The 13,347-nt window shown below is 74.1% G+C and carries 9 protein-coding genes; 3 read left to right on the top strand and 6 right to left on the bottom strand.

Features of this window, described 5'->3' with window-relative positions:
* The first annotated feature begins 198 nt into the window (after positions 1-198).
* Together AC2TDM_RS16205 and AC2TDM_RS16210 are read left to right on the top strand one after the other, a co-directional pair.
* Positions 199-1,176 (top strand): L,D-transpeptidase family protein, encoded by a 978-nt coding sequence (locus tag AC2TDM_RS16205; RefSeq protein WP_484635311.1) that lies wholly within the window; start codon positions 199-201, stop codon positions 1,174-1,176.
* A 19-nt stretch (positions 1,177-1,195) separates the two neighbouring features.
* Positions 1,196-2,224 (top strand): glycoside hydrolase family 43 protein, encoded by a 1,029-nt coding sequence (locus AC2TDM_RS16210; RefSeq protein WP_484635312.1) that lies wholly within the window; start codon positions 1,196-1,198, stop codon positions 2,222-2,224.
* Positions 2,225-2,285: 61 nt separating this feature from the next.
* Here the strand turns inward: AC2TDM_RS16210 and narI are convergent, their stop codons facing one another.
* The 6 genes from narI to AC2TDM_RS16240 all read right to left on the bottom strand — a co-directional run bounded on the left by narI (position 2,286) and on the right by AC2TDM_RS16240 (position 11,333).
* Positions 2,286-3,053: a respiratory nitrate reductase subunit gamma gene (narI, locus tag AC2TDM_RS16215; protein WP_090032546.1), complete on the bottom strand. Its 768-nt coding sequence runs from the start codon at positions 3,051-3,053 to the stop codon at positions 2,286-2,288.
* On the bottom strand, positions 3,050-3,817 hold the full coding sequence (gene narJ, locus AC2TDM_RS16220) for a nitrate reductase molybdenum cofactor assembly chaperone (protein WP_090032548.1): 768 nt from the start codon (positions 3,815-3,817) through the stop codon (positions 3,050-3,052). The genes narI and narJ overlap by 4 nt, the downstream gene beginning before the upstream one ends.
* Positions 3,814-5,580 carry a nitrate reductase subunit beta gene (gene narH / locus AC2TDM_RS16225; protein WP_090032549.1) on the bottom strand — a complete coding sequence of 589 codons (1,767 nt, stop codon included), beginning with the start codon at positions 5,578-5,580 and terminating at the stop codon, positions 3,814-3,816. The genes narJ and narH overlap by 4 nt, the downstream gene beginning before the upstream one ends.
* Positions 5,580-9,293 carry a nitrate reductase subunit alpha gene (locus AC2TDM_RS16230; protein WP_484636487.1) on the bottom strand — a complete coding sequence of 1,238 codons (3,714 nt, stop codon included), beginning with the start codon at positions 9,291-9,293 and terminating at the stop codon, positions 5,580-5,582. The genes narH and AC2TDM_RS16230 overlap by 1 nt, the downstream gene beginning before the upstream one ends.
* A 132-nt stretch (positions 9,294-9,425) precedes the next feature.
* Positions 9,426-10,517 (bottom strand): MFS transporter, encoded by a 1,092-nt coding sequence (locus AC2TDM_RS16235; protein WP_484636488.1) that lies wholly within the window; start codon positions 10,515-10,517, stop codon positions 9,426-9,428.
* A gap of 327 nt (positions 10,518-10,844) precedes the next feature.
* Complete coding sequence (locus AC2TDM_RS16240) at positions 10,845-11,333, bottom strand: MarR family winged helix-turn-helix transcriptional regulator (RefSeq protein WP_484635313.1); 489 nt, start codon at positions 11,331-11,333, stop codon at positions 10,845-10,847.
* A 124-nt stretch (positions 11,334-11,457) separates the two neighbouring features.
* On the opposite strand from AC2TDM_RS16240, the gene AC2TDM_RS16245 reads away from it, so the two are divergent.
* Complete coding sequence (locus AC2TDM_RS16245) at positions 11,458-13,347, top strand: ABC transporter ATP-binding protein (RefSeq protein ID WP_090032738.1); 1,890 nt, start codon at positions 11,458-11,460, stop codon at positions 13,345-13,347.

Genomic DNA, 13,347 nt, shown 5'->3' on the forward strand with positions numbered 1-13,347 from the left:
ACGCTACGGCCGGGTGCTGCGACCGGCACCTGGGGCCGGTCCTGACCGGCCGCCGTCACGATCGGGCAACGATCCCCGTCGCCGAGCACACCACGTCGTCCGCGCGCCGCCCGATCCGCGAGGCTTGCCCCTCGACCCGGTCGGCCTCGAGGCGCCGGGCAGCAGCAGGCGAGCAGCACGACAGCAGCAGGGGGAGCGATGACGGCGGGGACGGGCGACGGGCACGGCCGGGGCTCACGGCGGCGCGGGCCGGTGGCGGCCGTGCGGGCCGCGACGGCAGCGCTGCTGGGGATCACGCTGCTGGCCGGGTGCACCACCGGCACGGACGCGGACCCCGGCGCGGCGGGTCCGGCCCCGACGGCCACCCCGTCCGCCCGGCCGTCGTCGGCCCCGCCGGGCGACCGGCCCACCGGCGGCCCGTCCCCTGACGCCTCCGCCGCGCCGTCCGGATCACCGAGCACGTCACCGGTGCCGTCCCCGAGCGCGACGCCGAGCCTGACGCCCGCGCCGTCCCCGAGCGGGACGCCCACCCCGTCCGCGACGCCGTCCCCCGAGCCGACCGCACCCGCCGAGCCCGCCCCGCTGCGGCGCGGCGACGAGGGCGACGCCGTGCGGGTGCTGCAGGCACGCCTCGTCGAGCTCGGCTACGCGGTGGCCGAGCCCGACGGCCGGTTCGGGTCCGCGACGCAGCAGGCCGTGTGGGCGCTGCAGAAGGCGGCGGGGATCAGCCGCGACGGCCTCGTCGGGCCGCAGACGCAGGCTGCGCTCGACGCGGGGACCCGCCCCACGGCCCGCACCACGAGCGGTCGGGTCATCGAGGTCGACCTCGACCGGCAGCTCGTGCTGGCGGTGGACGGCGGTGTGGTGACCCGGGTCATCAACGCCTCGTCGGGCAACGGCGAGAGCTACGAGGCCGCGGGCCGGCCGCAGCGCGCGTACACACCGACGGGCGAGTACACGGTGGTCCGCGAGGTCGACGGGCTGCGCGAGTCCTCGCTCGAGCTGGGCACGCTGTACCGGCCGAAGTACTTCCGCGCGGGCTGGGCCGTGCACGGCTCGGACTCCGTGCCGCCGTGGCCGGCCTCCCACGGCTGCGTCCGCGTCGCCAACAGCGCGATGGACTGGATCTGGGACACCTGGGGCGCGCCGATCGGCACGCCGGTCGTCGTCTACTGAGGTCCTGTCTACTGGGCCCATGACGACGCCGTCCCCCGGCCGCACGCTCGCGGAGTTCTGGACCCACGACCCCTTCGTCCTCCCGCACGCGGCCAGCGGCACCTACCACCTGTACACGACCGACCCGGTGCTCGGCGCGGTCGTCACGTACACGAGCACCGACCTGCTCCTCTGGCACGGCCCGACCGAGGTGTTCCGTCTCCCGGAGGGTGCGTGGGCGTCGCCCGACGAGGCGCCCTGGGCGCCGGAGGTGCACGAGCACGCCGGCCGCTTCCACCTGTTCACGACGCTGCACGACTCGTCGACGCGGCTGCCGGACGCGGTCGTCGGCGGCACGCGGCTGCGGGCCTGGGGACCGGACGGCCGGGAGATGGTGCCGACGGCCCGCGGCACGGTCGTCGCGGTGGCCGACGACCCCGCGGGGCCGTTCCGGCTCGTGGACGCCGCCGCGTCCGTCGCCCCGGCGGCGTTCATGACGCTCGACGGCACGCTGTTCGTCGACGACGACGGCCGGCCCTGGATGGTCTACGCGCACGAGTGGGTGCAGACGGTCGACGGCACGATCGAGGCGGTGCCGCTGCGCCCCGACCTGTCGGGTGCCGACGGCGACCCCGTCCTGCTGCTGCGCGGCTCGTCGGCCTCCTGGCTCGACGAGGCCGTCCCCGGCCCGGCCGCCCTGCCGCCCTACGTCACGGACGGCCCACAGCTGCGCCGGTTGCCGGGCGGCGCGCTGCTCATGCTCTGGTCCTCCTACCAGCGCCGCCCCGCTGACGACCCCCGTGGTGCCGGCGACGACTACGTCCAGACCTGGGCCGTGTCGGACTCGGGTGCCCTGCGCGGGCCCTGGCGGCAGGGCGACGTCCTCGTCGGCGGCAACGCGGGTCACGGCATGACCTTCGACGCGTTCGACGGCACCTCGTTCCTCGTCCTGCACCGCGGCATGGGTACGCCGCACGTGCGCGCCGAGCTGCACGAGCTCGCGTTCACCCCGGACGGTGTCCGCGTGGTCGCCCACCGCACCGACCTGGACGGCAGCGCTCCGGGCTGACCTCCTCACCGGGTAGACGCACCCTGCCGCAGCGGTCGCCGCAGCCGCGGATGACGGGGCGTCAGCGGCGGCCCGCCGGCTCGCGGCGTTCGCTGCGCTCCCAGCCGGGGCGCGTGCCGCGCGAGCCGAGGCGGTCGCCACCGCCGCGCGAGCGGTAGACGACGTACGGCCGCCACAGGTACCCGACGGGTGCGCTGAACACGTGCACCAGGCGCGTGAACGGCCACAGCGCGAACAGCAGCATGGCGGTCATGCCGTGCAGCTGGAACCCCAGGGGCGCCGCCGCCATGAGCTCGGGGTGCAGGTCGAACCGGAAGATGCCGCGGAACCACACGGACACGCCCTCGCGGTAGTCGTAGTGCCCGCCCAGGTTGAGCACGGACCCGGCGACGGTGTTCCACAGCCCCAGGACGATGACCACGGTCAGGAACAGGTACATGACCTTGTCCATCCGGGTCGTCGCGCGGAACACCGGTCCGACGGTCCGCCGCCGGTAGATGAGCAGCGCGAGCCCCACGACCGTGCAGAACCCCGCAACCGCCCCGATCGACACCGCCAGGACGTGGTAGACCTCCTCGCTCATCCCCACCGCCTCGGTCCACGACTTCGGGATGCCCAGCCCCATGACGTGCCCCAGGAACACCGCGAGGATGCCGAAGTGGAACATCGGGCTGGCCCAGCGCAGCAACCGGCGCTCGTAGAGCTGCGAGGAGCGCGTGGTCCAGCCGAACCTGTCGTACCGGTAGCGCCACACGTGCCCGAGCACGAAGACGGCCAGGCAGACGTAGGGGACGACGACCCACAGGACGACGTCGGCGGTGCTGGTCATCGGCGTGCTCTCCTCTTGGTCGAGGGCTGGGTCGAGGGCTGCCTCGAGGGCTGGCTCGAGGGTCGCGGGAAGGGGTGCGACGTGCTGTCCGGCATGTACGACGGCGGCGCGAACGGCTGCAGCCCGACCTCCTCGCCCGGCGGCCCCTCGGCGGCCAGCCGCGCGACGGCCGCGCGCTCGTCGCCGTCCAGGGGCGGCAGGGTGGCGCACACGGCGACGAGTGGGCCGGCCCAGGGCGAGCCCGCCTCGAGCAGCCCGAGCCGCAGCAGCTCCAGCCCCGCGCGGTGGGCCAGCAGCAGTCGCAGGGCCGCCTCCTGCGCGCGCTCGTCCCCCGACGAGCCGAACTCGAGCACGACGCACAGGTGGTCGGGCAGCTCGCCGTCGGGCAGGTCCTCCGACGTCGCCATGGTGAAGCCGGCGGCCCGGTACGCCTGCTTGAACTCGACCAGCGCCACGCCGCGCTTCCGGGTGTCGCCGTAGGCGTAGTAGGTCAGGTACAGCGACCGCCGCCGGGCCAGGTCGAAGGTGGTGACGTAAGCGGCCTCGAGCTCGCCGAGGTCGTGGGTGCGCAGGTGGTCCAGGGTTCCCTCGAGGGGTACCCGCAGGTGCGCCGGCAGCCCCTCGGCGGCGGCCGTCATCGTCGGGAGCAGGTCCAGCAGGTCGCGGGTCGGGTACTCCAGGAGCAGGGCGGCCAGACGCTGGACCACCGCGCTCTCGCGGCTCGCGACCCGGCGGGCGGCCGCGGCGCGGGCGACGCGGTTCACCGGTGGTCCCCCGAGCGCTCGCCGTCGTGCGTGCCCGTGGACCCCGGCGGGATGAGCGCCGCGGAGTCGTCGCCCTCGGGCTCGCGCAGGTCAGCGCCGTCCGGGCCCGGCCTGGGGGGGAACAGGCCCGCCGGTGCCCCCTTGCCGTCCCAGCTCAGCAGGTTCACGCGGGCCTTGCGGGTCGCCGGATCGGCGACCGTGTCCGTGGTCTGCCGCTCCTTGAGCATGTGGAAGTTCTCCACCGCGACGGGGTCGTTGCGGAACGCGCCCCCCGAGCCCTCGCCGAACGGCCCCGAGCCGCCCATGCCCGGTCCGCCGTCGTAGTCGAGCGAGCACTCCGTGGCCAGCTCCTCCAGGCGGTGCGCCTGCTCCGCGTGCGCGGTGGGGATGACGTAGCGCTCGTCGTACTTGGCCAGGGCGAGCAGGCGGTACATCTCCTGCATCGTCGCCTCGTCCAGGCCGACGGCCTCGGGGATCGCCGCCTTCCCGGGGCGGCCCATGTTCAGGTCGCGCATGTATGAGCGCATGGCCGCGAGCCGCTTGAGGACGGCCGTCACGGGCGCGGTGTCCCCGGCCGTGAACAGCTCCGCGAGGTACTCCACCGGGATGCGCAGGGCCTCCACGGCGGCGAACAGGTTGCCCGCGTCCTCCCCGTCCTCGCCCGTCTCGGCGACGACGTCGACGACCGGCGACAGCGGCGGGATGTACCAGACCATCGGCATCGTGCGGTACTCGGGGTGCAGCGGCAGGGCCACCTCGTACCGGTTGATCAGCGCCCACACCGGCGACCGCTGCGCGGCCAGCACCCAGTCGCGCGCGATGCCCGCCCGCTCGGCCTCTGCCTGCACCACGGGGTCGTCGGGGTCGAGGAAGACGCGGCGCTGGGCCGCCAGCAGCTCGCGCTCGTCGGTCACCGAGGCCGCCTCCAGCACGCGATCGGCGTCGTAGAGGACCAGGCCGATGTAGCGCAGCCGCCCCACGCACGTCTCGGAGCACACGGTCGGCAGCCCGACCTCCACGCGCGGGAAGCAGAACGTGCACTTCTCGGCCTTGCCCGTGCGGTGGTTGAAGTAGACCTTCTTGTACGGGCAGCCCGTGACGCACTTGCGCCAGCCGCGGCACCGGTCCTGGTCCACCAGGACGATGCCGTCCTCCTCGCGCTTGTAGATCGCCCCCGACGGGCACGACGCCGCGCACGACGGGTTCAGGCAGTGCTCGCAGATCCGCGGCAGGTAGAACATGAACGTCTGCTCGAACTGGAGCTTGACCGTGTCGGAGACCTTCGCCAGTACGGGGTCGTCGGCCAGGAGTGCCGGCGCACCGCCCAGGTCGTCGTCCCAGTTGGCGCTCCACCGCACCTGCATGTCCTCGCCCGAGATGAGGGACTTCGGGCGGGCGACGGGGGTGTGCTCCTGCAGGGGCGCGTCGGTGAGGTTCTCGTAGTCGTACGTCCACGGCTCGTAGTACTCGTCGATGGACGGCATCTTCGGGCTCGCGAACACCGTGAGCAGGTTCTTCAGCCGGCCGCCGGCCTTGAGCTGCAGGCGGCCGCGGCGGTTGAGGGTCCAGCCGCCCTCCCACCTCTCCTGGTCCTCGTAGGTCCGCGGGTAGCCCTGCCCGGGCCGCGTCTCGACGTTGTTGAACCAGACGTACTCCGTGCCGGTGCGGTTGGTCCACGCCTGCTTGCAGGTGACCGAGCACGTGTGGCACCCGATGCACTTGTCGAGGTTCATCACCATCGCCATCTGGGCCATGACGCGCATCAGTACCGCACCTCCTGGGAGCGACGGCGCACGACCGTCACCTCGTCGCGCTGGTTGCCGGTCGGCCCCAGGTAGTTGAACGCGTAGGACAGCTGGGCGTACCCGCCGATGAGGTGGCTGGGCTTGACCAGCAGCCGCGTCAGGGAGTTGTGGATGCCGCCGCGCCGGCCCGTCGTCTCCGTCAGCGGCACGTCGATGAGCCGGTCCTGCGCGTGGTGCATGTAGACCGTCCCCTCCGGCATCCGGTGGGAGACGATCGCGCGGGCGACGACGACGCCGTTGCGGTTCACCGCCTCGATCCAGTCGTTGTCGGCGATGCCGACCTTGGCCGCGTCGACGTCGCTCATCCAGATGAGCGGCCCGCCGCGGGACAGCGACAGCATGAAGAGGTTGTCCTGGTACTCCGAGTGGATGGACCACTTGTTGTGCGGGGTCAGGTACCGCACGGTCACGCCGAGCCCCTCCAGGCCGTCCACCGGGCCGGTGTGCCCTACCGTCCGTTCGCCGAACAGCGCTCCCATGTCCAGCGGCGGCCGGAACACCGGCAGCCCCTCCCCCAGCTCGGCCATCCAGTCGTGGTCGAGGTAGAAGTGCTGGCGGCCGGTGAGGGTGTGCCAGGGCTTGAGCCGCTCGACGTTGACGGTGAACGGCGAGTACCGCCGGCCGCCGTGCTCGGTCCCGGACCACTCGGGTGAGGTGATGACGGTCGTCGGCGCCGCCTGCGTGTCCGCGAAGGTGATCCGCTTGCCCTCGTGCTCGGCCGCCAGGTCCGCCATGCGCGTGCCCGTGCGGCGCTCGAGGGTGTGGAAGCCCTGGGTCGCGAGCCGACCGTTCGTCGTGCCGGACAGGGTGAGGACCGCCTCGCAGACGTGCACGTCGCGGCTGAGCAGCGGCCGGCCGTCCGCGACCGCGCCCGGCGCCCCCGGCCGTACGCGGGCGACGCCGTTCACCCGCCGCAGCAGGTCGATCTCCGGCCCGACGTCGTAGGTCACGCCCTTCGTCGTCAGGCCCTGGGTGTCGGGGACGGGCCCGAGGGTGGCGAGCTTCGCGGCGACCGCCGCGTAGTCGCGCTCGATCACAACGAGCTTCGGCATCGTCCGCCCTGGGACGGGCGCGCAGTCGCCGGCCTTCCAGTCCTGCACGCGACCGTGCGGGTTGGCCATCTCGTCGGGGGTGTCGTGCAGCAGCGGGACCGCGACGACGTCCTTCCGCACCCCGAGGTGCCGCTCCGCGAGCCGGCTGAAGGCCTGCGCGATGGTGTGGAAGGCGTCGAAGTCCGTGCGCGTCTGCCACGGCGGCGCGATGGCCGGGGTGAAGGAGTTGACGAACGGGTGCATGTCCGTGGTGTTGAGGTCGTGCTTCTCGTACCACGTGGCTGCCGGCAGGACGACGTCGGAGTAGACCGTCGTGCTCGTCATGCGGAAGTCCAGGGACAGCAGCAGGTCGAGCTTGCCGCTGGGGGCCTCGTCGCGCCAGACCACGTCCCGCGGCCGCGAGCCGGGCGGCGCCTCCTGCGCGCGGAGGTTGGTGTCCGTGCCGAGCAGGTGGTGCAGGAAGTACTCGTTGCCCTTGCTCGACGAGCCCAGCAGGTTCGCGCGCCAGACGGTGAGCACGCGCGGGAAGTTCTCCGGGGCGTCGGGGTCCTCGGCCGCGAACCGCAGGCGGCCCGCCGCGAGCTCGGCCGGGACGTACTGCTCGACGGGCTGCCCCGCGGCGGCGGCGTCGTCGGCCACCTGCAGCGGGCTGCGGTCGAAGGTGGGGTAGGACGGCATCCAGCCCATGCGCGCGCTCTGGGCGATGACGTCGGCGGTCGCCTTCCCCGCGAGGCCGCCGGTGCCCGGCGTGGCGGCGGCGAGGGTGTCGGCGCCGAACGCGTCGTAGCGGAACTGGTCCGTGTGCAGGTACCAGTAGGCCGTCTGGATCATCGTGCGCGGCGGCCGGTGCCAGTCCGTGCCCATGGCGTACATCTGCTGGCCGGTGACCGGGCGGACCTTCTCCTGGCCGACGTAGTGCGCCCAGCCGCCGCCGTTGACGCCCTGGCATCCCGTCAGCGTGGTGAGCGTGAGGAACGCCCGGTAGATGGTGTCGGAGTGGAACCAGTGATTGGTGCCGGCGCCCATGAGGATCATCGACCGGCCGCGGGACTCCTCGGCGTTGGCGGCGAACTCCCGGCCGATCCGCTCGGCCTTCGCCGCCGGCACACCCGTGAACTGCTCCTGCCACGCCGGCGTGCAGGGCTGCGACGGGTCGTCGTACCCGGTGGGCCACTCCCCCGGCAGACCGGGCCGGCCCACGCCGTACTGCGCGAGCAGCAGGTCCATGACCGTCGTGACGAGGTGCCCGCCGACGCGCCGCACGGGCACGCCCCGGCGGACGACCGCCGCCGTCCCGTCGAGCGTGTCGAACCGCGGCAGGTCGACGAGCACGGCGCCCTCGACACCCTCGCCCCCGGCGGTGAGCTGCGGGTCGACCTCCCCCAGGTCGAGGTTCCACCGGCCCTCGCCCTCCGGGCCGAACCGGTGGCCCAGCGACCCGCCCGGCACCACCGGCCGACCCGTGGCCGCGTCCAGCAGGACGGTCTTGAAGGCCGCGTGCTCGCTGCGGGCCTCCGCGCCCGGCAGGTCCTCCGCGGTGAGGAACTTGCCCGGCACGTACGCGCCGTCGTGCTCGTCGAGCCGGACGAGGAACGGCAGGTCCGTGAACCGCTTGACGTAGTCGGTGAAGTACGGGACCTCCCGCTCGACGAAGAACTCGCGCAGCGTCACGTGCCCCATCGCCATGGCCAGCGCGCCGTCGGTGCCGGGCGCCACCGCGAGCCACTCGTCGGCGAACTTCACGTTGTCCGCGTAGTCCGGGGCCACCGCGACGACCTTCTGGCCGCGGTAGCGGGCCTCCGCCATCCAGTGGGCGTCGGGCGTGCGGGTCACGGGCAGGTTGGAGCCCCACATGATGAGGTACCCGGCGTCCCACCAGTCCCCCGACTCCGGGACGTCGGTCTGGTCGCCGAACACCTGCGGCGAGGCCACGGGTAGGTCGGCGTACCAGTCGTAGAACGAGAGCATCGGGGCGCCGATCAGCGCGTGGTACCGGGCGCCGACGCCATGGGACACGATGGACATGGCCGGGATCGGCGAGAAGCCGGCGATCCGGTCGGGGCCGTAGCGGCGGATGGTGTGCACCTGGGCGGCCGCGACCATCTCGGTGGCCTCGTCCCACGTGGCGCGCACGAGCCCGCCCTTCCCGCGCGCCCGCTTGTACTGCCGGGCCGTGGCCGGGTCCTCGACGATGCTCGCCCACGCCTCGACGGGGTCGCCGAGCCGGGCCTTCGCCGCGCGGTAGAGGTCGAGAAGGACGCCGCGCACGTAGGGGTAGCGGATCCGCGTGGGCGAGTACGTGTACCAGGAGAAGGCGGCGCCGCGGGGGCAGCCGCGGGGCTCGTACTCCGGGCTGTCCGGGCCGACCGACGGGTAGTCGGTCTGCTGGGTCTCCCAGGTGATGATCCCGTCCTTGACGTAGACCTTCCACGAGCAGGACCCCGTGCAGTTCACGCCGTGCGTGGAGCGGACCACCTTGTCGTGGCTCCAGCGGTCCCGGTAGAACGTGTCGGCGTCGCGTCCGCCGATCTGGTGCAGCGTCCGCAGGTCGTCCGAGGTCTCGCCGCGGCGCAGGTGGCGGCTCAGGCGCAGCAGCGTGTCCGTGACGCCGCCGTCCATGCCGGGGGCGGCGCCCGTCCTCGCGCGGGTCCGCGCGTCGTCCTGCAGGGTCACGGGAGGGTCCTCTCGGTCGACGGTGCGTCGGGGGCTGGGGGCGGGGCGGCCGGTCCCGCGGTCGTCGGGGGCGGCCGGTCAGCGGCCCCGCGCGGCGGAGCGGCGGACCACCGTGTGCGTGAAGACGGCCGTCAGCAGGCAGACGACCGCCAGCAGACCCAGGCCCAGGCCGTAGTCGCCGAGCGCGTCGTAGACCGCGCCCATGACGAGCGGCGGCACGAACCCGCCGAGCCCGCCGGCGGCCCCGACGAGGCCCGTGACCGCCCCGACCTTCTCCGCCGGGGCGAGCCGGGCGACGAGCGCGAACGTCGCCGCGGAGGACGCGCCCAGCAGCGCCGCGAGCCCGAGGAAGGCGACCGTCCCCGTGGGCCCGAGCGGCAGCTCCAGCGCCGCGAGGCCCGCGAGCACGGCCGCGCCGAGGAAGCACACGACGCACACACTCACGGGGTCCACCCGGTCGGACAGCCACCCCCCGACGGGCCGCATGACCACCGCGAGCACGACGAACCCGGCGGTGCGCAGCGCCGCGTCGCCGGGCGTGAGCTCGAACGCGTTCCGCAGGTAGGCCGGCAGGTAGACGCTGAAGGCCACGAAGCCGCCGAACCCGACGGCGTAGAGCACCGACAGCTGGGCCGTGGCCGGCAGCTTCGCCGTGGCCCAGGTCCGGCCGAGGAACGAGCCCGTCGGCACCGGGCGGCCCGGCGCGTCGCGGACCAGCGCCGCCGCCAGCAGCGCGTACACGGTGAGCACACCCGCGACGATGAGGAACGGCGCCGATCGGCCGAGGGCGTCGGCCAGCCGGACCGTGGTGAAGGCGGCCACCGCGGCCCCGCCCATCCCGACGCCGAAGACGCCCAGCGCCGTGCCCCGCCGCGTCGGCGGGTACCAGGAGCTGACGAGCGGCACCCCGGCGGCGAAGGCCGTGCCGCCGATACCGAGGAAGAACCCGCCGACGATGAGCTCGCCGAAGCTGTCGGCGACGAGCCCGATGTACAGCACGGGCAGCACCGTCAGCAGGCTGACCGCCGGGAACATGACGCGGGCGCCGACCCGGTCCGTCAGCGCGCCGACCGGGATGCGGCCCAGCGACCCGACGACCACGGGGACCGCGACGAGCACCGCCTGCTGGAGGGCGGTCAGCCCCAGGCTCTCCCGGTAGCCGGCGCCCAGCGGCCCGAGGAGCGCCCACGCCCAGAAGTTGACGAGGAACCGGCGGTCGCCAGCGCCAGGTTGCGCGGCGACCCCTGGGCGGCGGCGCCGGTGCCGGGCGCAGGGGGCCGTGCGGAGGGGTCCGTCGATCGCGTCGTCGCCATCGGTGCCTCGCGTGGGTCGTGCGACCGCGCCGGACGCCCGTGGGGCACGCCGGCGGCGGCGACGAGCACCCCCGGGTGGCTCCGGCGGGTGACGCCTGCGATCGACCGTAGTGCTTCACCCGTTCGGGGACCAGCCTCGTGGACGACCTGGTCAGAGGTGTGCGGCGATCGGCGTCACCCGCATCTACGGGGCGGGGGACACCGCCTGCGGGCGGGCTGCGGCGCCCGCGGGCCCATCGGCGTCGCCCGGGCCCGCGACCACCCGCAGGAGCCGCAGGAGCTCGGCACGATCGGCCTCCGGCAGGCGGGCGAGGCGCTCCTGCGCTCCCAGGTGCCGCCGGTGCGAGAGCCGCCGGAGGACCTCGCGCCCCGCCGGCGTCAGCTCGACGAGGGTCGCGCGGCGGTCGGTCGGGTCCGGCAGCCGGGCGACCAGCCCGTCGGCCTCGGCCTGGTCCACCTTCGACGTCATGGACCGCGGCGCGACGTCGAGCTCGGCCGCCAGCTCCCCCGGCCGCCGCGCGCAGCCGCAGCGCTCGAGGTGGCGCAGGAACCGCACCTGGCCCGGCGTCACGCCGTCGGGCTCACCGCTGGCTGAGGCCTCCCGGCGGAGCGCGTGCAGCAGCGTGTGCAGGAGCTCCAGGAACTCGGCACTCTCGTCAGGGCTCTCCGGCACGGGCCGAGCGTACCCTGGTGGTGCGCCTAGCACATAGTGAGTTAGACTCAGCACCGGCCCGGCTCCCCGCCGCGACGACACCCGCCGCCGGACGCCCCGGACCAGGGAGGAGGCATCCGTGTCGATGCCCCACATGCCCGGTGGCGGCGGACCCATGTCGCGCACCTTCGGCCAGGACCGCAGCGTCGCCCGACGCAAGCTCTCGCGCGCCACGCTGCGCCGCATCCTCGCCTTCGCCCGGCCCTACCGCGCCCGGCTGTCGGTCTTCCTCGTGCTCATCGCCGTCGAGGCCGGGCTGGGCGCGCTGACGCCGCTGCTGTTCCGGCACCTCATCGACGACGGCATCACGCCCGGCCGCACCGACGTCGTCGTCACCATCGCCGGGGTCGTCGCGCTCGTCGCCGTCGTCGGCGCCGCGCTGTCCGTCGCCGACCGGTGGGTCTCCGCCCAGGTCGGTGAGGGCCTCATCCAGGACCTGCGCACCGCCGTGTTCGACCACGTGCAGCGCATGCCGCTCGCCTTCTTCTCGCGCGCGAAGACCGGCGCGCTCGTCCAGCGCCTCAACGGCGACGTGCTGGGCGCGCAGCAGGCCTTCACCTCCACGCTGCAGAACGTCGTGTCCAACGCGCTGACCGTGGTGTTCGTCCTGGCGGCGATGCTGTCGATGTCGTGGCAGCTCACGCTCGTCTCGCTGGTGCTCGTGCCCGTCTTCGTGCTGCCCGCCCGCTGGTTCGGGCGCAAGATCGCCGCCATCACCCGCGAGAGCTACGAGCTCAACGCCGAGGCGGCGCAGACCATGACCGAGCGCTTCAACGTCGCCGGCGCACACCTCGTCAAGGTCTTCGGCGAGCCGGAGCGGGAGGCGGCCTCCTACGCCGGCCAGGTCGAGCGCGTGCGCGACATCGGCGTCAAGCGGGCCCTGTACTCCACGTGGTTCCGCGTCGGCCTGACGACGGTGGCGTCCGTCGCGGTCGCCATCGTCTACGGCCTCGGCGGTGTGCTCGCCATCCGCGGGGAGCTCACGGTCGGCGTCGTCGTCGCCCTCACCGCCTACCTCACGCGGCTCTACGGGCCGCTGACCGCGATGTCCAACGTCCAGGTCGACGTCATGACCGCGCTGGTGAGCTTCGAGCGCGTGCTCGAGGTGCTGGACCTGAAGCCGACGGTGACGGACCGCCCCGACGCCCGGGATCTCCGCGCGGCCGTGGCCCGGCGCGGCGCGGACGTCGAGCTCGTCGGCGTCGGCTTCCGCTACCCCGGCGGCGACGAGGTCTCGCTCGCCTCGCTGGAGTCCGTCGCGGTCCCGCAGCACGACGCGGCCGCGGACACCCTGCTCGACGTGTCGTTCCACGTACCGGCCGGGCGCATGGTGGCCCTCGTCGGGCCGTCCGGCGCCGGCAAGACCACCATCTCCGCGCTGGTCACGCGCATGTACGACCCCACCCGCGGCGCCGTCCGGGTGGCGGGCGAGGACCTGCGCGACGTGACGCAGGCGTCGCTGCGCGCCACGGTCGGCATCGTGAGCCAGGAGGCGCACCTCTTCCACGACACCATCGCCGGCAACCTGCGCTACGCCCGTCCCGACGCCACCGACGAGGAGCTGTGGGCCGCGCTGCGCCAGGCGCACGTCGCCGACCTCGTCGCGGGGCTGCCCGACGGGATCGGCACGGTCGTCGGCGACCGCGGGTACCGGCTCTCGGGCGGCGAGCGCCAGCGGCTGGCCATCGCGCGGCTGCTGCTCAAGGCGCCGGACGTCGTCGTGCTCGACGAGGCGACGGCGCACCTCGACTCCGAGTCGGAGGCCGCCGTGCAGGCCGCGCTCGACCAGGCCCTCGCCGGCCGGACCAGCGTCGTCATCGCCCACCGGCTCTCGACCATCCGCCAGGCGGACCTCATCGTCGTCGTCGACCGCGGGCGCGTCGTGCAGCAGGGCACGCACGCCGAGCTGCTGGCCGCGGGCGGCCTCTACGCCGAGCTCTACCGCACCCAGTTCGCCCCCGCCGCGGCCGCCTGA

Source organism: Cellulomonas sp. plas2 (assembly GCF_057221735.1).